The 26,145-nt window shown below is 42.1% G+C and carries 19 protein-coding genes and 1 pseudogene; 4 read left to right on the top strand and 16 right to left on the bottom strand.

From position 1 onward, the window contains the following. Window positions 1-44 precede the first annotated feature (44 nt). Window positions 45-2,879: an excinuclease ABC subunit UvrA gene (uvrA, locus tag OO184_RS12265; protein WP_265379427.1), complete on the bottom strand. Its 2,835-nt coding sequence runs from the start codon at window positions 2,877-2,879 to the stop codon at window positions 45-47. Between the two features lie 367 nt (window positions 2,880-3,246). Here uvrA and OO184_RS12260 point away from each other — a divergent pair, with 367 nt between their 5' ends. After that, window positions 3,247-3,777 (top strand): single-stranded DNA-binding protein, encoded by a 531-nt coding sequence (locus OO184_RS12260; RefSeq protein WP_088373561.1) that lies wholly within the window; start codon window positions 3,247-3,249, stop codon window positions 3,775-3,777. A 492-nt stretch (window positions 3,778-4,269) separates the two neighbouring features. On the opposite strand, the gene crtB is transcribed toward OO184_RS12260, so the two are convergent. The 9 genes from crtB to OO184_RS12215 form a co-directional block, all read right to left on the bottom strand. Further along, window positions 4,270-5,196, bottom strand: coding sequence for a 15-cis-phytoene synthase CrtB (crtB, locus tag OO184_RS12255; protein WP_265379426.1), 927 nt, complete (start codon window positions 5,194-5,196; stop codon window positions 4,270-4,272). Continuing rightward, window positions 5,193-6,674 carry a phytoene desaturase gene (locus OO184_RS12250; RefSeq protein ID WP_265379425.1) on the bottom strand — a complete coding sequence of 494 codons (1,482 nt, stop codon included), beginning with the start codon at window positions 6,672-6,674 and terminating at the stop codon, window positions 5,193-5,195. Before OO184_RS12250 ends, crtB begins: the two co-directional genes overlap by 4 nt. Continuing rightward, the gene (gene crtY, locus OO184_RS12245) at window positions 6,667-7,842 is read right to left on the bottom strand and encodes a lycopene beta-cyclase CrtY (RefSeq protein WP_265379424.1); all 1,176 of its coding nucleotides are present in this window, start codon (window positions 7,840-7,842) and stop codon (window positions 6,667-6,669) included. Before crtY ends, OO184_RS12250 begins: the two co-directional genes overlap by 8 nt. A 319-nt stretch (window positions 7,843-8,161) precedes the next feature. Beyond that, window positions 8,162-9,064 carry a polyprenyl synthetase family protein gene (locus OO184_RS12240; protein WP_265379423.1) on the bottom strand — a complete coding sequence of 301 codons (903 nt, stop codon included), beginning with the start codon at window positions 9,062-9,064 and terminating at the stop codon, window positions 8,162-8,164. Between the two features lie 60 nt (window positions 9,065-9,124). Next, complete coding sequence (locus OO184_RS12235; protein ID WP_265379422.1) at window positions 9,125-10,558, bottom strand: carotenoid oxygenase family protein; 1,434 nt, start codon at window positions 10,556-10,558, stop codon at window positions 9,125-9,127. A 351-nt stretch (window positions 10,559-10,909) separates the two neighbouring features. Beyond that, a complete protein-coding gene (locus OO184_RS12230; RefSeq protein WP_049582936.1) occupies window positions 10,910-11,239 on the bottom strand; it encodes a hypothetical protein in 330 nt (109 codons plus the stop codon). An 876-nt stretch (window positions 11,240-12,115) separates the two neighbouring features. Continuing rightward, entirely contained in the window at window positions 12,116-12,964 is an 849-nt protein-coding gene (fghA, locus tag OO184_RS12225; protein WP_265379421.1) for an S-formylglutathione hydrolase, read from the bottom strand. A 120-nt stretch (window positions 12,965-13,084) separates the two neighbouring features. Then, window positions 13,085-14,194, bottom strand: a complete 1,110-nt coding sequence (locus OO184_RS12220) for an S-(hydroxymethyl)glutathione dehydrogenase/class III alcohol dehydrogenase (protein ID WP_265379420.1) — start codon at window positions 14,192-14,194, stop codon at window positions 13,085-13,087. A gap of 491 nt (window positions 14,195-14,685) precedes the next feature. Next, window positions 14,686-15,015, bottom strand: a complete 330-nt coding sequence (locus OO184_RS12215; protein ID WP_265379419.1) for a hypothetical protein — start codon at window positions 15,013-15,015, stop codon at window positions 14,686-14,688. Between the two features lie 513 nt (window positions 15,016-15,528). Here OO184_RS12215 and OO184_RS12210 point away from each other — a divergent pair. Continuing rightward, a pseudogene (locus OO184_RS12210) lies at window positions 15,529-15,686 on the top strand (phosphorothioated DNA-binding restriction endonuclease); the annotation flags it as partial. 47 nt (window positions 15,687-15,733) lie between these two features. On the opposite strand, the gene OO184_RS12205 reads toward OO184_RS12210, so the two are convergent. The 6 genes from OO184_RS12205 to OO184_RS25215 all read right to left on the bottom strand — a co-directional run bounded on the left by OO184_RS12205 (window position 15,734) and on the right by OO184_RS25215 (window position 18,134). Then, entirely contained in the window at window positions 15,734-16,549 is an 816-nt protein-coding gene (locus tag OO184_RS12205; RefSeq protein ID WP_265379418.1) for a DUF6694 family lipoprotein, read from the bottom strand. A 299-nt stretch (window positions 16,550-16,848) separates the two neighbouring features. Further along, window positions 16,849-17,079, bottom strand: coding sequence for a hypothetical protein (locus tag OO184_RS12200; RefSeq protein ID WP_265379417.1), 231 nt, complete (start codon window positions 17,077-17,079; stop codon window positions 16,849-16,851). Further along, the gene (locus OO184_RS12195) at window positions 17,079-17,459 is read right to left on the bottom strand and encodes a hypothetical protein (protein ID WP_265379416.1); all 381 of its coding nucleotides are present in this window, start codon (window positions 17,457-17,459) and stop codon (window positions 17,079-17,081) included. Before OO184_RS12195 ends, OO184_RS12200 begins: the two co-directional genes overlap by 1 nt. A 43-nt stretch (window positions 17,460-17,502) precedes the next feature. Then, the gene (locus tag OO184_RS12190; protein WP_265379415.1) at window positions 17,503-17,631 is read right to left on the bottom strand and encodes a hypothetical protein; all 129 of its coding nucleotides are present in this window, start codon (window positions 17,629-17,631) and stop codon (window positions 17,503-17,505) included. After that, a complete protein-coding gene (locus OO184_RS12185; protein ID WP_265379414.1) occupies window positions 17,624-17,797 on the bottom strand; it encodes a hypothetical protein in 174 nt (57 codons plus the stop codon). Before OO184_RS12185 ends, OO184_RS12190 begins: the two co-directional genes overlap by 8 nt. 10 nt (window positions 17,798-17,807) lie before the next feature. After that, entirely contained in the window at window positions 17,808-18,134 is a 327-nt protein-coding gene (locus tag OO184_RS25215; protein WP_376712556.1) for a host cell division inhibitor Icd-like protein, read from the bottom strand. Between the two features lie 1,333 nt (window positions 18,135-19,467). Between OO184_RS25215 and OO184_RS12175 the strand changes: the two genes are divergently transcribed. Both OO184_RS12175 and OO184_RS12170 read left to right on the top strand, forming a co-directional pair. Beyond that, window positions 19,468-23,100: an SIR2 family protein gene (locus OO184_RS12175; RefSeq protein ID WP_265379413.1), complete on the top strand. Its 3,633-nt coding sequence runs from the start codon at window positions 19,468-19,470 to the stop codon at window positions 23,098-23,100. Window positions 23,101-23,767: 667 nt separating this feature from the next. Then, the gene (locus tag OO184_RS12170) at window positions 23,768-25,870 is read left to right on the top strand and encodes a tetratricopeptide repeat protein (RefSeq protein WP_265379412.1); all 2,103 of its coding nucleotides are present in this window, start codon (window positions 23,768-23,770) and stop codon (window positions 25,868-25,870) included. Window positions 25,871-26,145: the final 275 nt, after the last annotated feature.

Below are 26,145 nucleotides of genomic sequence, written 5' to 3'. Positions count from 1 at the left end.
CGTCGTCAGAAATAAAGGGGCTTAAATTGCCCCTTGTTTGCGAATTATGCTTCTTTTTTCAATATCGGTTTCAGGAAACGTGCAGTATGTGATGTTTCACATTCGGCGACCTCCTCTGGTGTACCAGAAATCAGGATTTCGCCGCCGCCGCTACCTCCTTCTGGGCCAAGATCCACGATCCAGTCAGCGGTTTTAATCACATCAAGGTTATGTTCAATAACCACAATGGTATTCCCTTGATCGCGTAATTGATGCAGAACCGCTAATAGCTGTTGAATGTCAGCAAAATGCAAACCTGTTGTTGGCTCATCAAGAATATATAACGTCTGCCCAGTTCCGCGTTTAGATAGTTCACGTGCCAGTTTTACTCGCTGCGCTTCACCGCCTGATAACGTTGTTGCTGACTGACCCAGACGGATGTAAGAAAGACCAACGTCCATGAGAGTTTGCAGTTTACGGGCCAGAGCAGGAACCGCATCAAAGAATTCACGAGCTTCTTCGATCGTCATATTCAATACTTCATTGATATTCTTGCCCTTATATTTTACTTCCAGTGTTTCACGGTTATAACGCTTACCTTTGCACTGATCACAAGGGACATAAATATCAGGCAAGAAGTGCATTTCTACCTTAATAACACCATCACCTTGGCAAGCTTCACAGCGCCCACCTTTGACGTTAAAACTGAATCGTCCGGGTGTATAACCACGGGCGCGTGATTCAGGTACGCCAGCGAACAATTCACGGACGGGTGTGAATACGCCGGTATAAGTTGCCGGGTTAGAGCGGGGAGTTCGGCCAATCGGGCTCTGGTCAATATCAATCACTTTATCGAAATGCTCTAACCCTTGAATATCGATATAAGGTGCAGGGGTGATATTGGTCGCGCCATTTAACTGACGTTGGGCAATGGGGAACAGGGTATCATTGATTAGCGTCGATTTACCGGAACCAGAAACCCCGGTAATACAAGTAAATAACCCAACCGGCAGATTGAACGTCACATTTTTCAGGTTATTGCCTTTCGCTCCGATCAGTTTCAGCACTTTTTTCGGATCAGCCGGGATACGCTTTTCTGGGATGGCAATTTCCCGTTTGCCACTCAGAAATTGACCTGTCAGTGACTCTTTGCTCACCATAATGTCTTTAACTGTGCCTTCCGCGACGATTTCACCGCCATGTACACCTGCGCCGGGGCCGATATCAATGATATGGTCGGCAGCTCGGATGGCGTCCTCATCATGTTCAACCACAATCACGGTATTTCCCAGATTGCGCAAGTGGATTAGCGTTTCCAGCAGGCGTTCATTATCCCGCTGGTGCAACCCGATAGAAGGTTCATCAAGTACATACATCACGCCCACTAAACCTGCGCCAATCTGGCTGGCAAGGCGGATACGTTGAGCTTCGCCGCCGGATAGAGTTTCGGCAGAACGAGAGAGAGTCAGATAATTCAGACCGACATTAACCAGGAATTTCAGACGGTCGCGGATCTCTTTCAATACTTTTTCAGCAATTTGCGCACGTTGACCACTGAGTTTAATGTTTTGAAAGAAATCCATTGCATGGCCAATACTGAAATCTGAGATCTCCGGCAGAGTGGTATTCTCAATAAATACGTAACGGGCTTCTTTACGTAAGCGGGTTCCGTGGCAGGAAATACACGAGCGATTACTAATATATTTCGCCAGTTCCTCCCGAACGGCGGTGGATTCCGTCTCTTTATAACGGCGTTCCATATTATGCAGTACACCTTCGAACGGATGGTGGCGTACCGTGGTATCGCCACGGTCATTGATGTATTTAAATTCGATGGATTGTTTACCGGAACCGTACAACACCACTTTCTGAATATTGGCGCTAAGGGAATTAAAGGGAGCTTCGATATCGAATTTATAATGTTCCGCCAATGAACACAGCATTTGGAAATAGTAGAAATTACGACGATCCCAGCCACGAATTGCTCCACCAGCTAGAGAGATATCACCATTCTGAATGACTCTATCAGGATCAAAAAATTGCTGAATACCTAAACCATCACAAGTTGGGCAAGCACCGGCTGGATTATTGAAAGAGAATAGGCGAGGTTCCAGCTCACTCATGCTATAGCCACATGCAGGACACGCAAAGTTAGCAGAGAAAATCAGCTCTTCGGCTGTATTATCATCGATATTGGCGACAATAGCGGTACCGCCTGAAAGTTCCAGCGCTGTTTCAAAAGATTCCGCCAGACGTTGCGCCAGATCGGCGCGAACTTTAAAGCGATCAATAACGACTTCAATGGTATGTTTTTTCTGTAATTCTAATTTCGGTGGATCAGATAGATCACAGACTTCACCATCAATGCGAGCACGGATATAACCTTGTGCCGCCAGATTATCCAACAATTTAGTATGCTCGCCTTTTCGCTCTTTGACGATCGGCGCCAGCAACATCAGACGATGGCCTTCTGGCAGTGTTAGCACATTATCTACCATCTGACTAACCGTCTGTGCCGCCAATGGAATATCGTGCTCTGGACAACGTGGTTCACCTACGCGGGCAAACAGCAAACGTAGATAATCATGAATTTCGGTAATTGTCCCCACGGTTGAACGTGGATTATGGGAAGTAGATTTTTGCTCGATGGAAATGGCCGGGGATAATCCTTCGATATGGTCAACATCGGGTTTCTCCATCAGCGACAGAAACTGACGCGCATAAGCTGAAAGCGATTCTACATAACGACGCTGTCCCTCAGCATAAAGCGTATCAAATGCCAGAGAAGATTTACCTGAGCCGGACAAGCCCGTGATAACGATCAGCTTGTCTCGGGGAATTATCAGATTGATATTTTTGAGATTGTGGGTACGTGCGCCCCGAACTTCGATGTTATCCATGAATCATTTCCCGGATTATTCATACGTGCATATACCCGTTATCTTTCAAGTTGCCTCTTTGTTGGCTGCACTCGCTCACCCCGGTCACATAGTTTGCTATGCTCCCGGGGATTCACTCCCTTGCCGCCGCGATTCATCTTGAAATCCATAGGGTATATAATAATAAGTGAGTTATTATTACACAGAGTTGACTGATTAGATATACAGTATTTAAGTGAAATAATGTAATAAGTACGGTATGACAACATGGAAGTACGGTGAGCTTCGCAAAGTCTGCTTTAAAGCGGCTGCGTTTCATTTTTAGTGTCGCATGTTAAACTGCGTTACTTAATAATTGTAGAAATTCATTTCATCAGGAGTATTCCCAATGGCCAGCAGAGGCATAAACAAAGTTATTTTAATCGGTAACCTGGGGCAAGACCCGGAAGTCCGCTATATGCCAAACGGCGGTGCAGTGACTAACATTACTCTGGCGACTTCTGAAAGCTGGCGCGATAAACAGACCGGTGAGATGAAAGAGAAGACTGAATGGCACCGGGTTGTTTTGTTTGGCAAATTGGCAGAAGTCGCGGGAGAATACCTGCGTAAAGGTTCACAGGTTTATATTGAAGGTTCTCTGCAAACCCGCAAATGGCAGGATCAGAACGGTCAGGAGCGTTACACCACAGAAGTGGTGGTGAACATGGGCGGCACCATGCAAATGATGGGAAGCCGCGCTGGTGGTAATTTCCAGGATAGCCAACCGCAAGGCGGAAGTTGGGGACAGCCACAGCAGCCGCAACCACAGCAACAATCTCAGCAGTTCAGCGGTGGTGGCGCTCCTTCACGTCCAGCTCAATCTTTTGCTCCACAGAGCAATGAGCCGCCAATGGATTTTGATGATGACATTCCATTCTAGAGTTCGCCGTTTTGCTTTTTAAAACAAGTGCTTATCATGTCTAGATGTGATAAGCATAGGCTGTTGGAATGCCTATTGCGAACCTGACTAATCCTTACCCAGCAATGGGTTTGAACCCTCGAAAGAGGGAGTAGAGTGCAGCATGTCAGGAAAAGGCTGGTTGCGGAGAAATAACCTACTTTGCGCCAGCCATTGCAAATCTCATATGGTTAAGCCTGATTGGTTGAATCATAGTTCATAGTGGGTTTCGGGATGTCTTTGACTCACGGTTATTCAGGAGTCATACCAATATTTATAGCGATTATTGTTAGAAGGTTGCTATATCCAACAATATTGGCGCCTGCTCGGTGAGAGTGGTAATTGAACGTAAATGAAATCTAAGTGGGATGCATCTTGCTTACAAAGAAATACGGGATTACCTAAGTTGGTTAGTTAACATCTCTGCTGAGGTGACAAAATACAGGGTACCTCACAACGAAGCGGCATTAAGTTTTAATGAGGCCGCTGCCACAATTTGGGATCGCGAGGCGTTATTGTTGCCACCCGAGATGTAAACGCCTGCATTGCGCCGGTCATTAATAAGGTAACTTTCTCTCTACGATTGGTTTTTTGTCTGCATTCCCAGGCCTGTACTCCTGCTTGCTGCACTTTAATGCCGATTTCACGATAGATACTATGAGCAGAAGCTATGACCCAGGCTGAACGTAAAGGTAAACCAGCAAGCCCTATCAGGGCAGAGGTATAATAAGATTCCGCTTCCGCAATCAATCGGGATGCCACCCGAGCTAGCGCAGGACGGTTTTCGGTATAAATAAGTGTGTCCGGCATTAACCCTTCTTGGTAAAGCCATTCTAGCGGAAGGTAGCAACGCCCGGCCTTTGCGTCCTCAATAATATCTCGAGCAATATTAGTTAACTGAAAAGCAATTCCTAGATCGCAGGCCCGATCCAGCACACTATCCTCGCGAACCCCCATCACCCTTGCCATCATCAGTCCAACCACTCCCGCGACATGGTAACAATATCTCAGAGTGTCATCCAACGTTCTGCAAGGATCACCGCGTACATCCATCGCGAATCCTTCCAGATGTTCGAAGGCCTGTTGCTGAGGGATTTCATGACTCAGAGCGACTGTCTGAAAGGCTGCAAAAGCAGGTTCGGTCATCGGTAAACCATCATAAGCCTGCTTCGTCAGGCATTGCAGCATTTGAAGTTTCTCGTGGGCGTCATACTTATCAACATTGCTTACTCGTCTCCCCAGCTCTTGCCCGTCTATTATATCATCACAATAACGGCACCAGGCGTACAGCATCATTGTGCTGTTCCGTGTTGCCCTATCGAAAAGTCGAGTGACACTGGCAAAGCTTTTTGAGCCTTGCTTCATTATCTGAGTAACGTGTTTAAGTAGCGTGGGATTCATCTGGCGATATCTTCTAACATCAATGTGGCTGTGGTTTTTGCTGATCCAATCACGCCGGGAATACCCGCTCCAGGATGTGTGCCTGCGCCGACGAGGTACAGATTATCAATACGGCTGTCCCGATTGTGTGGTCGGAACCAGGCGCTTTGTGTCAGCAACGGTTCAAAGGAGAAGGCCGAACCTAGATGGGCATTTAGCTGGTCACGAAAATCAAATGGGGTAAAGATACGATGAACGACTAATTGCTTGAGCAGACCTGGCATATAGTGCTTTTCCAGATACGCGAAAATACGGTCACGTAAGCGCGGCCCCTCTATATCCCAGTTGAGATTAGCTGTCCCCAGATGTGGTACAGGGGCCAGAACGTAGTAACTTGCGCATCCCGGAGGAGCAAGGGATGGGTCAGTAACACAGGGGGCATGGAGATAGAGCGAAAAATCCTCCGCCAGTCGGTCATGATAAAAAATATCTTCGATGAGTTCCTTATAGCGTGGACCAAAGCAAACTGTATGATGGGCTAATTGGGCCTGGTGGTGGTTCAGACCGAAATAAAGCACGAACAGTGAGTTGCTCATTCGTTTACGCGCCAGTGTTCGGGCGCGGGCCATTCCGACCGGATGCTGACCCAATAGGTGCTTATAGGTGTGAATAACATCGGCATTTGAGGCCACAACGTCACATGTCATATTGCGTCCATCAGTTAATTGTACACCTGTAACCCGATTGTCATGGGTGGTGAAGCGTTTTACCTTTGCATTAAGCTCAATTTTTCCACCAATGTCAGTAAACAATTTCACCATTGCCTCAACCAAGGCGCTGGTTCCTCCACGCGGAAACCAGACCCCCCATTCTCGTTCCAGTGCGTGGATCAAAGTATAGATAGAAGGTGCAACAAAGGGGTTACCTCCTATCAGTAGCGAGTGAAATGAAAATGCCTGGCGCAGACTCTCATCCTTGATAAAGTGCGCCACATGGCTATAAACACTACGCCATGCGTGTAGACGTACCAACTGTGGCGCCGCACTCAGCATATTGCGAAAAGAGAGGAAGGGCACTGTTCCAAGTTTTAGGTAGCCTTCATTAAAGGCTTCCCGGGAATAGTCCAGAAAGCGTCGATATCCGTTGACATCACCTGAATTGAACCTATGAATTTGAGCTTCCAGATGTTGCTGATCATTGTCGTAATCAAATATCTTGCCCGATTCCCAACAGAGCCGATAAAAAGGGCGTATGGGAAGTAAATCGACGTAATCAGCCATACGTTTACCAGCCTGTGTGAACAATTCTTCAATGGCATTGGGAGCGGTGATTACGGTGGGGCCGGCATCAAAGGTGAACCCCTGTTCCTTATAAACATAGGCGCGTCCACCCGGCTTGTCCCGTTGTTCCAAAATACATGTCGGAATCCCCGCGGACTGGAGCCTTATTGCCAGCGCCAGCCCACCAAACCCAGCACCAATTACCAGCGCTTTAATCATGATAAAAACCCTGAAGCTTCTTGTGTTGTTTAAACATTGCCTTTAGGGCGCCTTTTATCGGCACCGGAGGTTTACCTATGAGAATCCGGGCTTTATCGACGGCATTAAGTTGCTCTGCATAAAAACGTGCAATCAAATTTGGGGAAAGTTGATAAAAACGCTGCATCATTTTCCAACGTTGTTGTGGCTTCCCAGCCAGGAAGAGCATGCGATTTAGAAGACGGAAAAAGCGCTGGTGTTGCCACTGATGTCGTGCGTAATCCCTGAGGGTAATGAATAAGGATGTATCGGTAAGCTCTGGCAGAGCAACGATACGATCTGCTAACCGAACGGCGTGTGGCAGAGAGTAGCCTGTTGTGGGGTGAAACAAAGCTGCGCGTAACCCGCAGGTGGGCTGGCCTGCTAGTTGTGCCCAGAAAGAGGTAAAATCCCCTGTAAGTGTAATCGGGAGACAACCGCTCTCTTCTCGAACTAATTTCCCCAGTTTCCAGCCATGCCTCTTTGCGTACTCTGCGATAGTTGCCTGTGACAAGGTCTTATCCGGTGGTCCCCGATCAACGTAGTGAGTGTCCTCTATCAGCAGACGAGTTGAGGAAAACGGCAAGACATAGACAAATCGATAACCTGTATCCTGTCCCACACTGGTGTCCATTAAAATCGGGTGGGTTAAAGAGTGCGCTTCTTCCAGTTCCCATTCCTGACCAAAAAATGCCTGGGTACCACACCCCATAAATGGCCCCGGTCGCCAGCCTCTCCCATCAATGACTGCGCCTGCGCTTAGAGCCGAGCCGTCCTGTAAGTAAACTTTCTGTGGAGTCAGCTCCTTTACCAATAAACGAGTCTGTATACGCTTACCCAAATATGCTCGGAGTATGTTTGCAAAGTGTTGGGACGTGATACTGAAATATGAATGTGGCAATGTGCGTTGAAATGCTGGAAAAATTACGTCGTAACCTGACCAGCGATAGGTGATCAGTGGTGCAATCCATCCATGTTCCGCCTCAGTAAGATCATGTTGATGAAATGACCATGTGTGATTACCTCCTATTATTTCTGTACTTTCAATAAGCAACACTCGCAGATGTGGTTTACACTGTTGAAGACGCATCGCGATCAGCCCGTTGGACAATCCTCCCCCCACCAAAATCAGATCCCAGTCGTACATCATTTTGTTGATCCTCCGACAATCACAAAGTTACTAATCTCATTGAGAGTCATATACATCACGGAAATTCGTGTTTGTTGAAAGAGGTTAAAGATATGCAGTCATAGTGGAAAAATTCATGTTGGTAGCAGAACAGCGGTACGCAGCGCAGCAATATCGGCGCTTCCTGTGCAAAAGCAGGCGACTTTTATCTGCTCCCCGCTCAGCAAACCCCGTTCTTACTTGGGTCTCAGTTTGAGGGGAATGGAATATAATATCCAGATGCTCATTTTTACGCTGAGTGTGATCGATATTTTTCATTTTTTTCAGGCCAAGGTTGAAATTAATTAAACATCGCAATGTTTTTATCAAACCAGTATCGTATAAAATATTGTGAGGCTAAATTTCTGCGACCCACTACTGCCAAATATTTATCAATGTATCTGATGTGCCTGCGTAAATGTTCATGCACTTTAGATTTTCCGAGCAGTGTAACCATTGTTAACTTTTCCTTATCCTGATACATATCTTTACCTGTATTATTCTGGTCATCGTTCAAGTCATCCAGTAATTGAAACGCCTGCCCCAAATGCTGTGATACATGACGCAATGCCTGACGAGTTATATCAGGTGCATTCACAGCAATTGCCGCTAACTGAAATGTTGCGTCGAAAAGCAAACCGGTTTTTAAATTGTTGGTGGTCGCAATGGTATGATAATTACCAGTACAGAATGTATTATTCAGATCGCGAAACTGCCCCTGGACAAGACCGTTTAAACCAACTGCATGGGAAAGTATGGCGACAGCAGCAGATTTATCGTATTCAGGAAGGTTTGTTTCTACAATGAGGCCAAAAGCTCGGCTCAGCAAGGCTACAGCCGCTAGGATCGCGACACTTTCACCATACTGCCGATGAATAGCTGGGTGTCCGCGCCGATGCTCAGCATTATCCATACAGGGAAGATCGTCTAAAATTAATGAGGCTGCATGCACTATTTCAATTGCAGATGCCAGTTGTAGAAAGTCAGTCTTCTTGGGGTTTTCTCCAAGATCCAGGATTATGAGCAGCAATAAGAGGGGGCGGATACGTTTTCCAGACACCAGCGTACTTTCTCGCATGGCTGCGCAGACTTTGTCATCCGGGGCTCCTGAAGGAAGTACCAGTTCCAGGTGCTGTTGTAGCGCACTCTGTAGCTCCAGTAATGTCTCTTCGTAATTCATAACGCGTGCAGTATTAACGTTCATAAATATTTCCCGAATCACGTAAATAATTTCACTAAGCCATTTGAAAAACAATGATAGGCTTTAGGCTTCCAGCATAACTTCATTTATCCAGCAGTGATGCATTCCCATTGGAATATGGTGCGGCAAACGTAATCTGCACACTACTGAGAGATCATCAGCATTTAAAACCACGATATCTGTACAGTGCAATTTTTCGACATAAACCCTAAAAATAAGCCAACCATCATCTTCTTTAACAGAATCCTCTTTGGCTACAAAAACAGGCTCTTCAGGCAAATCATTATCAAAACTGTGGCTTAATACACTCTTGTTAAAAAAATCAAATTTAATTATTGATTTCTCTTCACTTTCAGAATCCCCCCAGCAAACGAACCAGGCATATCTGTGCTTTCTACCACAGACGATAGGGTTTATGGCTGGAAAATCAGTATTTCCCCTGAATAAAATTTCTTTATCGATATTCCCGGATGCAGTACATAAAGTAAAACGACAAAGCTCTGAGCTATTATTTTCAAATATATTGTGTGTAAATACTGGGAATGACCTCCAAAATGAGGCATCGAAAATCACATTCCCATTGGCATCTTCATAGCCATTTACGAAATGGAAAATAAATCCAGGAACTGCATCATAGAATTTCGCATCATGGCATTCTCTTGAAACTAAAAGAATCCTGCTATCTTCACTTTCACGTGAATTCATGGATGCAAGGATGCTTTCATTGCCAATTATATTCCTCAACGTAAGTTTTATATGCGGCCCACCTAAAAAAAATAAAAAGTAATTTTTTGTCACTATGAAATCGTGAATTAAGTACCTTTTCTTAAGCTGAATATTGCGTATAACAGTCAGGTCGCCGGCACTGTCTATTTTGTATAGCGTCAACTTAGATCCAATACCATATGTCACGCCAAATCCATATAAATTATCATCATCTGATATTTTTCTAGGATGTGCTGTAAATGGTGCTTCACAAAGGTTAAGTTTGGGAAGGAAGGAAAGTCGTGTTCTTAGCTTTCCAGAAAAATCATATTTTGAAATTGTCTCAAGAGTTACAGGATTAATTAAATGTGGCATCCCTCCTTCCCATAACGCCAGAAGTTTATGAGAATGATACACAATATTTGTATTTGCCGTATTTTTAATAATAAAAAATCTCATCCTGAATTTTATTTTTCTGGGGACGGTTCCAACTGAGCGATACAGTAACTTTTGAGCTTTTTCCTCTCTTAAGTATTCCTTTGTTAATACATGTCTGTTTCTATAGAATACCCCATTATCACTGAACGTTACTTTGAATATCATCCCATCCCCATCAAATAGATGATTATAATATTCGTCTCCCCTGTGCAGGCGACCGGGACCAATTCTAAAGAAAGTACCTTTTAACTTTGAAGGAACCTCTCCCTCAATAGGAACTAATTTTGCATCAAGTTCCTCCAACTGAGATTGAAAGGGATTCAGATGGTTTTTCGAGAATATAAAATCGCTCAAGTCTTCACCTCTATATTTCCAACCAAATAATAGGTAATGATTTAATACCGGAGCTCTATAAGAAGATACAGAGATACTAAAGTAACAGTACTGTGCTGGAGATGAACAGAACTATTTTTTTTCAAATGGATTTTTATAACTCAAATCACAAAAAAGAATTTCGCTACTAACTAACACACTTTTGGTGTGATGGTGTACATGTAGAAGAGTGACTGAAATATTAGGAACAATGCCTGATAAACGTGTTTTCAGGCTCGGAATGTGAGAGAGTGCAAGCATGAACTGTCTCCCAAATGTTGGACACTAATCCGTACATAGGGAGGCAGTTTAAAAATGAAAAGTTTATATCTATTACGAAATATCGATTAAACCAAGATCATTGCTTAATGTCGTACCACTGATATCGTAGCTAGCAAGTATTTGGCTTCCTTTTTTGTATAAAAAAGCTTTACGGGCTTCATTATCATTTCCCCATACTACAAATACATGCATAAAAACTATTGAACCATCAGGAACGCCAAGATCGCCTGGGTCAACGGTATCGGTTAATCCAAGAGTAATATTATTACCTTGTTTACTTAAATGCTTTTCACCGTCGCCATCCATATAACTGAATTGGATTCTAGCAACAAATCCACCTGAATTTTTAAGACTCATCTTGCCAATTTCTTGCAATGTCATCACAGTCTCCTTTTGAGAAAAAACTAATAACGTTTAGTTATTCAGATACATAGGCAATTTAAGATGTGTTAAATAAAAAATAGATATTCACAGGTAAAAATAAATAACATATTAAAACCATTAGATCAAATAATTATTATGTGCATTTTAGCAAAAACAAAAATTATTTTGATAAATACCAGAATAAGCGATTTTATTTCATTAGATATGTAATCTGGTTCCTATTTTTTCTTTACAATATAATCTAATGAGATGGTTATTTTTATACAATAATAACTTTATTATTTTTATTGGTAATAATTTCAATTGTTTTGCATAGTAATTGCGACATAATTACACTGTTAGTAAATAGTTTCATATTTCTCTAATAATTCATTAGATGTTTTGCCATCCTGATTTTTTCGTAGTCAATTATCTAGTGGGTTTATGACTAAGATTTATCATCTTGGGTGAATGATTTATTAAAGTGTGTATATTGGTATAATAAGTGAAAATGATTTTATCTATACTATAAGATAATTTTTTGATTTAAAAATAATTCATTGGGTGTTTTGTTCTCCAATATCTTACATGGGATATTATTCAATTTATTTATGACGAATCGCATTTTTTATTTTGTCATCGATGAAAAGTTTGTTCCCTATATCTTCTGCCTTTTAATAAGTTATTCCAGTGATTCTTCATAAAATTGTTGCAGGATTTGGCAGGATGCCGCTGGAGAACTCACTTCAAACCAGCGGCCTACTTTACAGGATTGACCCAAGATACATGTGGTAAAAAAACTTCCTTAATGCCTTTTAATGTCGGGCTTTTTGTCTGAACTTGTATTGATTTGAGCATCCTTTATAGTAAAAAATTGATGGACTTGTGTGTGGTTTATTGATTATCAGAACAAGTTCCCTTCAATACGTTGGCATGATATGCGATATGCTCGCCGATAAAACTGGCGACGAAATAGTAGCTATGATCATAACCGGTGCGCAGGTTCAGCGTGTAGGAATGCCCACTGTTTTCGCATACATTCTTCAACAGCTCAGGACGTAATTGTTCTTTAAGAAATGGGTCGTCGGTACCGATATCAATTAGCATATGCAATGATTTGGCGCTATTGGTTAGCAGCTCGATTGTGTCATAGGTTTTCCATGTGTCACGATCTTCGCCCAAATAAGTGCGAAAAGCTTTTTCTCCCCAAGGAACCTGAGAGGGAGCAACAATCGGTGAAAAGGCCGATACGCTGTGGTAACGATCTGGATTGCGTAGTGCGATCATCAGTGCGCCATGACCGCCCATAGAATGACCACTAATGGCTCGTGCGGCTGTTACCGGGAAGTGTGTTTCGATCAGCTCTGGTAGCTCTGACACCACATAATCATACATGCAATAGTGCTGCGCCCAAGGTTCTTGTGTTGCATTGAGGTAAAAACCGGCGCCCTGACCTAAATCATAAGCGTCATCATCTGCAACTTTCTTACCACGAGGGCTGGTATCTGGGGCGACAAGGATAATACCCTGTTCGGCAGCGTAGCGTTGAGCTCCCGCTTTAGTGATGAAATTCTGCTCATTACAGGTTAGGCCCGAGAGCCAATACAGCACAGGTAATTTCTGATGTTCAGCCTGAGGAGGAAGGTAGACTGCAAAATTCATGGTGCAGCCAAGTACGGCCGATTCATGCTGATAAACATCCTGCCATCCCCCAAAACAAGTGTGGCGTTCAATCCTCTCCATTCTTTTTCCTCTCTGTAAAACATACAGGCTCACTCATTTCATGGTGAACCTGGGGCTATCGTTTCTTGTTTTGTTAAAAACTACCTATTACAGCATGGTTTTTAACTCCCTCAGAACAGCTTAGTAATGGATGACTGTACGAATAGATTTTCCCTCATGCATCAGATCGAATGCTTCATTAATGCGTTCGAGCGGTAAGGTGTGAGTAACAAAAGGTTTTAACTCAATTTCACCTTTCATTGCCTCTTCCACCATTTTAGGCAACTGACTACGGCCTTTGACACCACCGAAGGCAGTGCCTCGCCACGAACGACCTGTGACCAGTTGGAATGGTCGGGTTGAGATTTCCTGTCCAGCGCCAGCCACACCAATAATCACTGATTGCCCCCATCCACGGTGTGCGCTTTCGAGCGCAGCACGCATCACATTGACATTACCAATACACTCGAAAGTATGATCTACTCCCCATTCCGTCATCCCGATAATGACTTGTTGGATAGGTTTATCGTAATCATTCGGATTCAGGCAGTCGGTGGCGCCGAACTGTCTTGCCAGCTCAAATTTTGCCGGATTTGTATCGATGGCAATGATCCTGCCAGCTTTTGCCTGACGAGCGCCTTGGATCACGGCGAGGCCAATGCCGCCGAGTCCAAAGACGGCGACAGAGTCACCGGATTGCACTTTCGCGGTATTGTGCACTGCGCCGATGCCAGTAGTGACACCACAGCCCAGTAGGCACACTTCTTCATGGTTTGCTTCCGGGTGGATTTTTGCCAGTGATACTTCGGCTACCACTGTGTACTCGCTGAATGTGGAGCATCCCATATAATGATAAATAGGCTGCCCTTTGTAGGAAAAACGGGTTGTGCCATCCGGCATTACGCCTTTCCCTTGAGTTGCCCGCACAGCTACACACAGGTTGGTTTTTCCTGATTGGCAAAACAGGCATTCTCCGCATTCTGCGGTATAAAGAGGGATAACGTGGTCACCGGGTTTGACGCTGGTTACGCCTTCGCCAACCTCAACGACTACGCCAGCGCCTTCATGCCCAAGTATGACAGGAAAAACGCCCTCCGGATCATCCCCTGACAGGGTGAAGGCATCCGTATGACACACGCCGGTATGACTGATTTTGACCAACACTTCACCGGCTTGGGGCGGGGCTACATCGATTTCAACAATTTCAAGGGGGCGGCCTGGTCCGAATGCAACAGCAGCTCTTGATTTCATAAGCTCTCCTTCTGAATAGACAGTGCTACGCGTTTGCGAATACAGATTAAAAAATCAATCGGGTTGTTCTTTGTAATAGTTTATTAAGAATATGATTTCGCATCTGTAGAAATGGTACAAAAATTTTAACATCAATACGTATTTTTAAAATAGCTTACTAGAGATAATTGGAAAACTATGAATTTGTCATGGTCATAGATGTCCTTTCAGGAAAAGGCGGGTTGTGCAGAAATAACTTAACTTTGCACCGGTTATTGAGAGTTCCATAATATTCAACATAGTTCTACTGGCTGGCAAAGTATTGGTTAAGTAACGAGATTCTTGGGAGTTATTCACTAAATAAGTTAGAAGTGTTTACTAGATTAAGGAGAATCCAAGGTTTCCACAAAGTTAAATTTCTAGTTTTATCAGGTGTGCTGTAATTGAAGGGATAAGATGTGAAATGTGATTAATTTATAAAACAGGCCCCCAAAATGGAGGGCCTATATGTATTACGAAACATCGATCAAGCCGAGATCATTATTTAATGTCGTGCCACTGATAACATAACTCGCAGTTGATTGACTTCCTTTTTTGTATAAAAAAGTTTGACGAGCTTCATTATCATTTCCCCATACTACAGACACATGCATAAAAATCATTGCGCCATCAGGAACGCCAAGATCGCCTGGATCAGCAGTTTTTGTTGCTCCAAGATTAATATCATTACCTTTATTACTTAAATGCTTTTCACCGTCGCCATCCATATAACTAAATTGGATTCTAGCAATAAATCCGCCTGAGTTTTTAAGACTCATCTTTCCAATTTCTTGTAATGCCATAACAGTCTCCTCTTGATATTTTGAGAAAAGTAATAATAATGTTATGTTATTCAACTACATAAGTAGTTCAAGATGTGTTAGAGAAAAAATAAATCTTAACAAGTGAAAATAATTAACATATTAAAACCACCAGTGCAAATGATTATTATGTGTATTTTGAGAGAAATACAAATTATCTTGATTAGCACAGAAAATAAGTGATTTATTGTTAGGTGTTTAATATGATTATCTTTTTTATTTATAATGCCAATCTAATTAGATATTTGTTTTTATATAATGAAGTTTTGATTGGTAATAATTGCAATTTATAATGTTTCGTAACTTCGTATAATAGTTGCAACATAATTATGCTGTGGGTAAATGAATTTGTATTCATTTAAATAATTTATTGGAGGAGAAGATGAATTAATAATTTATTATGAAAATTTTTAATTTGGTGAAAATATCTTGACCAATAAATTATCCTTGCGAAAATATGATTCGATAACAGTTATTCTATCTGTTATTTCTGAACGACTCGGTTTTGATATTAATAAGAAGTCAAGTAGCCGTGATCCACGTTTTCGTGATGTAGTTTTGCGTGCTTATCACTACCGTGTGCCATTTGTGGCTATGATTTACGTCTGGATGGCTCACTGGTCGGTCTGGAAGCGGCCCACATCAAATGGAAACATTCCGCAAAATAACCCACCTAGCGGTGGGCTACTTTAGTCCATTTTTAGTGGGTATCCTCAGGATATTTCGCTTTGAGTTCTGCGAGTCTAGAGGCATCTTCATCATTGAATGAGGTATCGCCAAAAATTGAATTACCCTCAGCATCATCTATTTGAATGACTGTTACGGTAAAAACAGCATCCGCGGGAGCATCAACTGTTCCCCAATCTGAGAATCTGTTTGGCGCTAAATCCCAATCAGCTTTCTCACCTGGCTCAAGGCCGCCTGAAATTTGGTAACTGAATGAGTCGCTAAACCAAGGTACTTCTCTATCGGGACTAGCAATAACGCCTTTAAAGTAAGCTGTGGAGACAGACTTTGTAGTCCCGTTCTCCACACTCAATGATATGACCGGCTGATCTCTGCCATATTGTTGCTTTTCAAAATAGAACCGAGATCTTGTCACCTTGAAAGCTTTCAGTTGCTCAAGGTTTTTATTTGAGACTTGCTGTTTCTCTTCTAGCTCTTTTATCTCTTGCAGAGCTTGTTCTTTTTCCTTCGCGGCTCGTTCCTTCTTGACTGTATCAGCGTAGGTAATCACTTCATCCCCAGTCTTACCTGCCAAGGAATCTTTCATTTTGTCCTCAAGTATGGATGAGTTATCACTCATTCCTCCCTGTATAAGGTCCTGCATACTTATTTGGCTAAATGCGACAATCATAAGAGCATCATCAAACTGAGATCTCTTATCTTCGGGTAAAGATTCTCTAACCTTTTGAATTGATTCTTTCATTGATTCATCATTTGACGCATCAATTTTCGGTTTGTCGCAACCAGACAGAGCTAGCGCCAAAAGAATGGTAATCGCTACTTTTTTCATATTTATCTCCATCCCCAAAAGTTGTCATTCAGATTAATCCTAAGGCCAATCGAAAGCCTTTGGAAAAAGTATAGTTATCCGAATCTATAAGCACCAATCATCTATCAGTATGGGAGAGGCGGTAGCGCCAGAGTAGGATTTATCTTAATCGGAAATGGTAACTCATGTGGCCGTAAGGGCTTTTCTCTGATGTTTTCTTCTCCAGTCAGCTCCTGAAACCCTCTTTATTTAATGTGCTTTCCTTTCAGAGACTTTTAAACCTGTCGGCTAATCTATTGAGGTGAACGTTGTTAGTGATGTTAGCTCTCATAGTTATTATTTCCTTCATGGAGTTCCTGTAGGTGGATGGAAACTATTTTATCTAGCGCCTCAATAACATTGGAAACGATGCTGTATGCTGCCGTAATAGCCCATGAGCATTCTTCGTTCTCATCGGTGTTAGGTAGGCTATCCGTAATCAAAGAAAGAATAGAGCGTGCTTTTCTCAATTCCGCCGCCTGCTGGTCGATTTCAGTGAACTCGATAGCCATTACCTGCCTCCTTTTCGGGCCAGCTCTTCGACCAGCCAATAGGCAACATTACCGATTAATTTGCTAAGCAAGGAGTAAATAGCTTCAAGCTCAGGCTCAGTCATCTCATGCGGGTAACTTTCCAACATTCGGCAAATGATTTCTGCTTGGCATGCTTTCTCAGCCATCTCAGGGAGAGTGGTCTCATGGCTCATGCTTGGTTCCTCCATTTGAAGTGCGATTGCATCTGGTAGGCCGTCCAGAATGGTTATCACTGAATCAACCATGTCCGGCACGTTACCGTCGTCAGTGGTTAGAGCTTTCATCCAGACAGACAGCACCGTCTGCGCTTGCTGTACTCGGCTAATTACTTCCTCAAGGGACATTTGACTATGGGTCATGCTGCTATCTCCTGCACATTGAGGTGACGTGGGTAAGGCCATCTTACTCCGCCTTCTGTAATGCGTTTGCGGTGGTATGTTTGTTGGTGGAAGGAATGATCTGATAGCTGATATCTACTATCAGTCCGCGTTTATTGATGCCATAGCCTTTGATCTGGAAATAGTTACGCATCGCTACCTCCTTTGAAATCATGTGCCTTACGGGCGGTATCTTCGATGATGCTGAGCAGTTCCATTTGAACCATGCGCTCTTCTTCATTGCTCGTCAGAAACTGAGCAGCAGCGGCTAGGCATTCGATTTTGTTCATCGCGTCAACGAGGTCAAGAGAATTATGCATGACGTACCTCCTAGGCGGCAAAGAACAGGATAAAATGAGGCGCCAGTATGCATCGGGCTTCCAGTTCGGTAGAAACCTTAACAGAGACGCAGCAAGGTTTAGTCGCCATGTCAGCGTGTGGCAGGACCAGAAAACGATATTCGAATTTAGGGAAATTTTGGAGTGGGGTAGTAGCCAGCATGGTGGCAGACTCCTTCAAGAGAAGTGGGTAAGGGTTTCCACCGGATATGCCAATTTCGCTAGTGGTAGCCCGGACAGGGATGGTGCAACCAGCTCTGAAAGTATTGGTAAATATTTCGGCTTCCCCGCTTGAGCCATCATTGTTCTTGAAAGACACTGGTTATATCCAATGTTTGGAAAAAAGGTGAGTCAGACTAATAGCACAAGAAAGATGTTTGGGGCACCATGTGTCGTCTTCTGAGTTGTCAGGATTAACGTCCTGACACCGGATGCCGGAAAACTATAACCATACTAATCAGAGTAGAGCAAGCTCTTTTTTTGGCTCAGATAACATTTCTGGAATTATTCAGGTAAGTTCTGGCATTGCCAACTTACGATAGTTTACTAAGCCCACCGTAATAGCGTAATAGAGCTAGCGTTAAGATGCTAATAGCACAAACGTGGGCTGGATGTGCGAAAACGATTCTGCTCATGTGAGGTGAAATGAGATTAAGGCATAGTTCAATCTCATTGAGGCGAAAGGCTGATGGGTTTCATTACTTGACACTTATGTGAAAAAGTAAGTGAGTACGTGTTTCAACTCACTTGAAATAAGGTAAAATCAGAATGGATTTTACTCCCCCATGCTGCGAAAGCGATTGAAATCACAACCTAACGCGCCTAAGTATCAATACAAAAACATCCTTTTAAATGGATTTAGGTAAGCAGATTGTTTTAGGTATCACAATAAGATTATTGTTTTAATTACAATCTAAAGTTGCTACCTAATTCTCAAGGCTGCCAATAGGGGATATGATGCCACTTACACTTTGGCTACTAATGCTTTTTTTAAATTAAGAGTTGTGTCAGTATATGGGGTTATCTGAATCACCTCTAACAGTCGGATTTATCAGAGGTAAGTGAGTAAAGCCTAAAAGTCAGGAGTTAAATCTTGCTTCATCTACAAAGAGCTGCAAGTTTCTGGTCAAAAGATTGCATTGAAGGGGATCACTACAAGCACTTGTTCCTACCCAAGCATGCATCTGAGTCGTAGGTCGGCTCAAAATAAAGGGCAGGATCTTCTAGTTTGATGGGTCAGTTCATCTACGGCTAAGAAGTGTTTAAATTATTCGTCGTGATTAATATCGTCATAGCCTAACCATCCTGAATTGTTTTCAGGATATTGTCGAAATCGAAAGACTGAATCATTTTTTCATTCCTTTTGAATTATATCACTGGAATGACAAAGAATTTCTAATACCCCCTAGGTTTCATCACATTGCTAAAAATAGTAAAATCTAAGAATAAAATTAACGCCTTGATAAGTTAAGCTCATGAGATTCCATTCTGAAGGGCCCTCCATACCTGATATCCTCTTAGAACGCTGTGATACTGGTCGAGTCGTATTTCTATGTGGTGCTGGTGTTTCGTTATCATCTGGAATGCCAACATTTGTAGACCTTACTCGGTACGTAATTGAATGCTTTGACCCACCATGCGACTCAGAAATCATGACTGCATTTCGCCCATGGCTACACGACCAATCTGCGGCGAATGTCCCTCTCGACCAAATTTTCAACCTGCTCCACCTTGAATATGGCAAGGATGAAGTTAATGCTCTTGTCACTAAGCGTCTAAATGCTCCTCAAGCTAACGAAGATATTGGGTACGAGCATGCTCTGATCAAACGAATTTCCTCAAACAAGAGTGGAGTACCGCAGATTGTAACTACGAACTTCGACCGATTATTCGAAGTAGGTCAAAAGGGAGTGAAACTTACCAGGCACGTTCCGCCAGCATTTCCTGACCTGAACTTCGGTTCGAAAATTGAGGGAATAACGTATCTGCATGGGCGACTGGTGGAGGCTGCCTCTGAAAATCATCCTTACGTGTTGAGTAGTGCAGATTTTGGACGTGCTTATCTTTCAGAAGGATGGGCTACCAACTTTATCAAACTTCTTCTTGATCACTACATCGTTGTATTGGTTGGCTATCAAGCAGAAGATCCACCGGTCAAATATCTTCTTCAGGGACTCAATCATGATGGTCAGTATGACCGTTCCCGACTCTATGCATTTGATCGTGGACTTCCTGAGGAGATCGAAGCCAAATGGCGTGATCGAGGAGTTACAGCCATAGCCTATTCCGACCATCCTGTGTTTTGGAAGAGTATGGAAGCATGGGCAGAACGAGCAGATGACCCACGTAGATGGCGAGCTTCTATAATCTCTAAAAGCCAGCAAGACCCGAAAATTCTGACTCCCCATGAGCGTGGTCAGGTCGCTCATGTTCTTCGCACCGCACAAGGTGCGAGATTATTCGCCGAAGCAGAGCCGCGCCCACATCCAGAATGGATATGTGTAATGGATGCGAATATTCGATCAGCCAAAAAGAAGAAAAGATATAGCGAATTTGATGAAGCTGATGCAGAAACGTTTGATCCACAAGACGCTTATGGACTCGATGACGATCTGAAAGATATATCTGACGATGAGCGTAAAAAAGGCATCAGAAACGATAATCTCATTATCTGGAGGGATGAAGATAATAACCCACATGATTTTCATCGGCTTGCTGGGCCCTTCGAAACAATTCCAAAAAGGCTTGCCCATCTCATCACTTGGCTTGGCAAATCAATCGATAGTCCGGTAATCGCCTGGTGGGCTATCCGGCAGAATAGACTCCATCCACATTTGTTAAAACAGTTTGAATGGCAAACAGGCTACTTAGGCTCTGTTCATAAGGGTGTTCGTCATATCTGGAATCTAATCATTGAACATCATCAGGATCCTCGTAATTATCATTATGATAATGGTTGGTATGAACTGAAAGCACGTATTGATGCTGAAGGTTGGACTGCAAGCGTCCTGCGAGAATTCCGTAGGGTTATGACACCGCGGCTGGAGATTAAACCGCCGTATGGCTTGGGGCATGTCAGACCGCCGAAGAGCCCTTGGGAGGAAATCCATTTAAGTGAATTAGGTCAATACGAAGTTGTGTTCACTGAAAGACACAACGAAGATATAGACGTCCCTGATGATGTATTGTTACAGGTATTTGACATCCTTGAGAAGCAATTAACCATTGCCTCAGGACTGTTGGAGGATATTGAGGAGTTCTACTTCCCAACTCCTAGCTGCTATCCAGATCGTGAGGTCGAAGGAGAAGAATTCTTCAATAAATCTGCAGAAATATTTATCTGGTTTATCCGACTTTATGATCGAGTAGCTGCCAAATGGCCTGAATTGGCAAATGCACATGCAACGATTTGGCCCGCAACAGAACAGTACTACTTCAGGAAACTCAAACTGTATGCGTTCAGTAAAACGAACGTATTTGGGGCTGATCATGTTGCCAAAGAAGTCTTGTCCTTAGAACATAAGGACTTCTGGGACACAAATGTTACTCGAGAGCTTCTTTTCCTACTGGCAGACCGCTGGAAAGAATTCTCTCATGAGAACCAGGACCAAATTATCGAGCGCATTCTGACAGGTCCCAATCAATTCCCTTACTGGTCTGATGAAGAATTCTTGGAAGAAAGGGAAGTATTAGCAGCCAAGTACGCTCGCTACCTCGAGCTGCAAGGCTGTGAACTGGCAGAAATTTATAGTGATCGGCTTGCCGTGATGATCAAAAGAATTTCTGCATGGAATGACGGCTGGGCAACCTCGGTGGTAATCAGCTGGGGCTCCCGCACGGGCTGGGTTGGTACGGACGAAAAACCAGATGTAGTTTTGGATCTTCCTTTAAACGAAATAATTCCTAAGGCAAGAGAAGAACTAAAGCAGGAAAATGATGACTTTACTAGGAAGCGGCCTTTTACCGGTTTAGTAAAAGAAAATCCGTGGAAAGCGTTGTCCGCGCTGACGATTGCGGGAAAAACTGACGATTATCCTGAAGAATTCTGGTCGTCGATGATAAGTGAACTTCCTGCAGACATTAAACCCAGACTGATGTGGGTATTTCTGAATCGTGTAGCACGACTCCCGAACACAGTTATCGTCGAATTACGTCATACATTGAGCCGTTGGCTCGAACAAAACTTAATTGCAACTCTTAAATTTGATGCCGATCTCGGTTGGACAGTTTATGATCGTATCGTTGAAGGCATACTGAGCGGTGAGGCTAATGCCACGAAAAGCGGCCTTGGTGAGATCCACCGAGGTGGAGAAGTTATTAATCAATCCCGACGCACTTTCAGTCATGCAATCAACGGCCCTGTAGGTAAGTGTACCCAAGCCCTTTTTCAAGCTATACCTGGGGCAGAACAGCAGGCCGGTTCACTTATTCCTGATTATATTAAGTCACGTATCGAGCATCTCTTTACGGCCCCGGGAGAAGGTGCGGACCATGCAGTGGCAATAACGGCTAGCAAGTTGAACTGGCTAATGTTTGTTGACCCTAGCTGGACAGAGGAACATCTCATTCCGATGTTGGCCTTTGAACATCTCTCTTCGGAACCAGCCTGGAACGGCTTTCTTCATGATGGTCATGTACCTTCACCTCCCTTGGCCAGACTTATCAAACCCCTTCTGCTTAAGCTCATACCCTGGCTCGAAAGGTGTTCCTGGGAAGGAGACTATTCAGTGGTAGCCGCCCAGTGGTTAGGCTTCTTAAGAGTCTTTCACCCTGATGAACCTGGAGGCCTTTCCCGAAGAGAAATACGCTCGATTTTACGAGTAATGACTGATGAGACTCGAAATCGATTCCTTTTTTGGTTGGGCTTGGTTGGACAGAAAAACGAAAACGGCTGGACCAAACATGTTATTCCGTTAATTAGTGAGGACTGGCCCAAAGAACACCGATACAGGACAACCGCTTCGGTGAAGGCATGGATAGGTCTACTTGATGATACTGGCGATAGCTTTCCTAGTGTTTACGAGGCAGTGAAAATGTTCTTGGTACCAGTTGAAACGGATAATCGTCCATTCTACCGATTCTCACAAGAGTTTGGTAATAAAGTGCCCATTACAGCTTACTTTCCTGAAACGACACTGGATTTAATGAACAGAATTACACCGTTAAGTCTCACTCGTCCACCATACGAGTTACAAAAAGTGCTTGCACTGATCGAAGAGGTGGAACCGAGCCTAGTAACGGATCCTCGTTATTTACGGCTTATTGAGCTTGTTGAGAAAAGCTAGTGCTTATTCTTTGAATTACTGCGGGATTGATGAATCATTTGAATGTACTCAGGTTGGATAACTTATTGACAAGTATATAAAAGCCTGCCAAGGTTCAAATCTCCCAGTCAGGAACAAAAAAGCTCTGTTATAAAACCGGCTGGTTTTAATATTTTGATATTTTGATATTTTGATATTTTGATATTTTGATATTTTGATATTTTAAAAGGTCTTATAATAAATGAGGCACAAATAAAACCTTTAACACTTCTTATTTGAGCGAAAAATGAATTTTAATATCCTAGCACGTGAGCTTTTGAGGCAAATAGATCATCCCAAAGACATCATCAGCCATTTATTAGCTGATTTTCAGTTTACTCAACATTTCCATATTCGAATAACTCATAACCTCAAAAATATTATGAGTACATGTCGACCATCAGGCCAAAGCCTATGTAGTTTTATTAGACATTTCTGTGTTGAGCTTTCTGTCTGATAAACGTGACATGACTCATTTTTCTGAGCTGTCTGGATAAACAAGTTCGATTTGTGATCAGTAGCTGGTATTGCCTATAACATTCGACATTATCTGACGCGGTGGTACATTAGGAAAGAGACGATAGTTCTGGAGTATAGAGACAAGCGCGGGCGTTACATATCACAAGTGCGCGGGCTGTGGTGATGAGATATGTTTAATTTTACTTTTATTTCGATTAGTAGAATAATCATAGATATGTTTTTTAAACAGGTAATTATTATGGGAATGCTTCCTCAGGTTTATCCAACACATCAGCAAGAAACCGATAGTTTTAGAAAAATAGAATCAATAATTCCATCTGAAAAATTTATTCTTCGTAAAGAAAGTGGTGGCGATTATGGTGTTGATTGTATTCTAGAAATTATCGAAGATGGTTTTGCAACAAACATTAGAAGCCACATTCAACTTAAGAGCAGAAGAAATCAACTTGTCGATTCAGATGGTAACTTTAAATATCCCGTGCCAATCAAAACCATAAACTATCTATCGAATACACTTAGCTCTATATTTATAATTCATTCTATATCTGAAGATGTTGTCTACTGGGAGTGGAACTCCATAATTTTAGAGAAATTTAATAAAAATAAAAAAGCAGAAACAAAAACGTTTAATTACTCCTTTCATAAAACTCTTAATGGTGAAAGTATTAATGAGATTTATATCACTATAAAAAATAAAAATGAGATAATCATCAATCTAGGGTTAAACTCTTTAGAAAAAGGCGTGTTAGAAAACTTGATTACTGAAGAAGTCAGTTATGATTTATTATTAAATTTCTTCAAGAATAAAAATTATGATTCTATAGTGGGAAAACTAAAGAACAAGAAGGATCCTACATTAGGGGAGATCAGCTTATTATCTTTAAGTTATTATAATTTGTATCAGTATGATCAAGCTTTAATGGTCATTATAAAGTTTGAAAATAAAGGATTGAAAAACAATCATATCCTTAAAATTAAAGCCTGTATTTTCTGTGAGAAAGGAATAAAAGAAAAGAACCTTAATCTTGTTAAAGATGCAAAAAAAATACATGAAGAAGCTCTACATGGAGAATGTTGGGATTGGTTAGACTACTATAATTATGCAAATATGGATTTAGCGATAGGTAATTTTAATAATGCCATAAGAAATTATGGTGAAGTGTTAAAAATAAATCCCAAAGATGCAAAGACGTGGAAGAATTTAGCACAATGTTATTGTGAGTTAGGTAAAAATAAAAAAGCGTTCTCTTGCCTTGATCAGGCTTTAAGTATTAACCCAGAGCTAATTGAAGCAGTTCTAACTAAAGCAGGAATGATCCGCGACATAAGAAAATCTCCTCTTAATGCAGTAGAGCTATATGATCAAGCAATGAATATTGCTATTCAAACAGGTTTTGATATGAGCTCTATATTTTATCATAAAACACTGTCTCTTTATCAAGGTAATAAAGTATTTGATGCTATATCTACAATACAAGATGGGCTCATATATTTCCCTGGAGACTTATATCTCACTAATCTAAAACTATCAATTTTGGCCCACAAATGGTCAATTGATACCAAGTTAACGGAAATGGCAATTCAAGATTTTACACAACAGATAGAAGAACATCCAGATGATATTGCAGCAAAAAAAGTATTAGCTGAAATATTCCTAAAAAATAACGATAATGAAAAATTAGAAAGAATTATAAGGTTATGCTTTGAACAATACGAGTTACCATACAATTTAGATGACATGACTATTTATAACTTTGAGTCAACATTTTTTTTAATTAAGTATATTGATAAGGTGCATGAATATAGAAAGGATAGCAATTTATGCGGTGAGTTATTTTCTACCTATGACTTAAGCATGGTTCATGCTAGTCAAATTCAACTCCATTTTGATATCCTATACACCGAACTGTATACAAAGATTGAAAAAAGGTTAAATAAGAAGGATTTCTTAAACACTCTTGAAAAACATCTCTTGAAGGGGGTTAAAATATCAAAAACCGTCTCCCGCATACTTTCAAAACACCAATCAGTTAAAGTGAAAAACAAAGAAGAAATTTCAGAAAATATTGCTTACTTAATCACATCCATTCCTGAAATTACATTAGGTGAAATTTCAAGGCAAATAGGATACGCTGCAAGTGTTCACAGATATGATTCTTCACTTTTGGATCAAAACATCAATAATTCGAGAACGATTAGTAATTGGTTTCAGCTTTCTACTGAACCGATTTTAAATGGAGCAAATGAGATATATAAAGTATTCAAAGAATAAAATTGATTAGTCATAGTTAAATCTGAATGAGATCTATACCCGTTATCTTTCAAGTTGCCTCTTTGTTGGCTGCACTCACTCACCCCGGTCACATAGTTATCTATGCTCCCGGGGATTCGCTCCCCTGCCGTCGCGATGCATCTTGAAATCCATTGGGTATATACCTGTGCTCATTGAAACTGCTTGATTTTCGCCCAAATGAGGTTCAGGGTATCCGTCATGAAAATATTCATTACCGATGAACAAAAAGCCGAACTTGAACACCTCCATCACAC

Source organism: Photorhabdus aballayi (assembly GCF_026153155.1).
Classification (GTDB): domain Bacteria; phylum Pseudomonadota; class Gammaproteobacteria; order Enterobacterales; family Enterobacteriaceae; genus Photorhabdus; species Photorhabdus luminescens.
This window is presented reverse-complemented; position numbering and strand designations above follow the sequence as displayed.